This window comes from Gordonia desulfuricans NBRC 100010 (assembly GCF_001485495.1).
In the GTDB taxonomy this organism is placed as follows: Bacteria; Actinomycetota; Actinomycetes; order Mycobacteriales; family Mycobacteriaceae; genus Gordonia; species Gordonia desulfuricans.
The window spans coordinates 1-1886 of sequence record NZ_BCNF01000211.1; the positions used below are offsets into that span (position 1 = coordinate 1).

General features: G+C 64.5%; 1 protein-coding gene and 2 pseudogenes. 1 reads left to right on the forward strand and 2 read right to left on the reverse strand.

Annotated features, from left to right (window positions below; genetic code table 11):
• Both GD1_RS23870 and GD1_RS25810 read right to left on the reverse strand, forming a co-directional pair.
• Positions 1 to 633: pseudogene (locus GD1_RS23870) on the reverse strand (FAD-binding oxidoreductase); the annotation flags it as partial.
• A gap of 61 nt (positions 634 to 694) precedes the next feature.
• Complete coding sequence (locus GD1_RS25810) at positions 695 to 1420, reverse strand: FAD-binding protein (protein ID WP_083534692.1); 726 nt, start codon at positions 1418 to 1420, stop codon at positions 695 to 697.
• Between the two features lie 280 nt (positions 1421 to 1700).
• On the opposite strand from GD1_RS25810, the pseudogene GD1_RS23875 reads away from it, so the two are divergent.
• A pseudogene (locus tag GD1_RS23875) lies at positions 1701 to 1886 on the forward strand (hypothetical protein); the annotation flags it as partial.

Sequence of the window (1886 nt, forward strand, 5' to 3'; positions counted from 1 at the left end):
GTTGACATAGCAGCCACCGTTGGCGTCGTCGGGCTTCGGGACCCCGCCGGTGTCGGCGTAGAGAGTCCGATAGAAGTTCCGAACCCAGGCCAATTCGTCGGTGCCCGCATGTGACCGGGGCCAGGCCGCGACCATCTGCAGTTTTGCGATCGAGGACCGCTCGGCGAGCGCTGTCTGGGCGGGTGAGACCGCATTGATCTGCCCGCCCACGGTGAAGAGTTCGATACCCGACCCTCCGTCCACGATGACGGGATCGCTGAGGAATCGATGGAGTGTTCGCAGTTGTCGGTCGGAGAACGGTGCACGCATGAAGGCCGACTTGGTCTTAATCGCGGAGGTCGCCGCGCCACGAGGTGTGCAGTACTGCAATGTGGCGTCCAGGAAGGGGCCCTCGACGGGCCGTGCCGGAACCGGTGGTGGCCATACCCCGCGCGACAGATCGGCGACGAATTCGTCGTAGATGTGCTGTGCATCCGCGTTGTAGTACGTCTCGACCCGGACACCACCGGTGTGGAGTGACCCGGCGTGGAGCGTGCTGTACATGCTGCACCCAGGTGAATCGGGTGTGGAGTGAGCGGAAAAGTAGCGCAGGAAGTTGCCGACGAAGGCCGTGAACGCACTGATCGTGGGCACCGCGAGATGCACCTTTCCCACCCGTATCCGGGCGGGTGGTCGGGGTAGAGCGGTCCGTGGATCATGACCATCGGACCCAGCCGATCGTAGTAGGAATCTGGTGATCACCCCGAAGTTCCCACCGCCGCCACCGGTGTGTGCCCACCAGAGGTCGCGATGTGGGCCGTCGCGGGTGGCCAGGACCGGTCTTGCCTGTCCACTGCCGTCCACGACGACGACCTCGACGCCGTATACGTGGTCGGCCACTGCCCCGAACTGTCGGGACAATCCCCCCGAATCCGCCTCCGCTGATATGCCCGGCCGCACCGACGCCGAGGCATGTTCCACCCGGGATCGTGACCCCCCAGCCTCGGGCAAGCCGCCGGTACACCGTACCCAGATCTACGGAGGCACCGAGTGAAAAACTGTTGTGTTCGCGGTCGAACCCGAGGCCGCCCAACTTCTCGAGGTCGATGAGGACGCGTGTCTGAGGACCGTCCACGAAATCCTCGAAACAGTGTCCGCCGGAGCGTAATCCGATCCGTGCCCCGGCATCGACGGCCCGCTGGGCGGCGAGGACGACAGCCTTCGGGTGATGCGGCACCAAGATCTCCCGCGGCGTAGCCCTGAAACGGGGGTTGTAGCCGCGGGATGCCAGTCGCGCATATCCCGGGTCGCCCGCAGACAGCACGTCCATGTCACCACCGGGCGTCGCCATGGCACGGGTTGCCGGGCCGGTGGCAGCAAGGCCGGCGGCAGCGGCGAGAAACGCTCGGCGTGTGACCATGGTGGCCACGGTAGTCATCATCGGTGCCGGCGCCAGTGCGACAGCGGAATTCGAGTAGTCGAGTACTCTAGTCAGGTCAGAGGCATCGTTCTACCGTCGGATGCGGACCGGTGCCCGCCGGCCCACGTCAGGTTCGATCATGCGGTCACGCATTCCTTGAACGGAGATCCTCATGCTTCATAACTGTGGTGCTCTGCCCCCAGATCCGCCAACGCTGCTGGAGGTCATCCTCAGCTGGCTGGGTTCCACCTAGTGGTGTGTCTCGCAAATAATCGTCTACATGTTGCGTACAATTCTCCTTATGAGTGGGCGAGCTGCGGCACCGTTACCGTTGACCGATGGTGAGCGCGAGACGTTGGAGAGGTTGACCCGCAGCCAGCGGGTTCCGCATCAGCAGGTGCTGCAGGCCAGGGTGTTGTTGCTGGCCTCGGACGGGGTCGCCAACATCCGGATTGCCGAAGAGGTCGGGGTCCGCGCGGCCACGGTA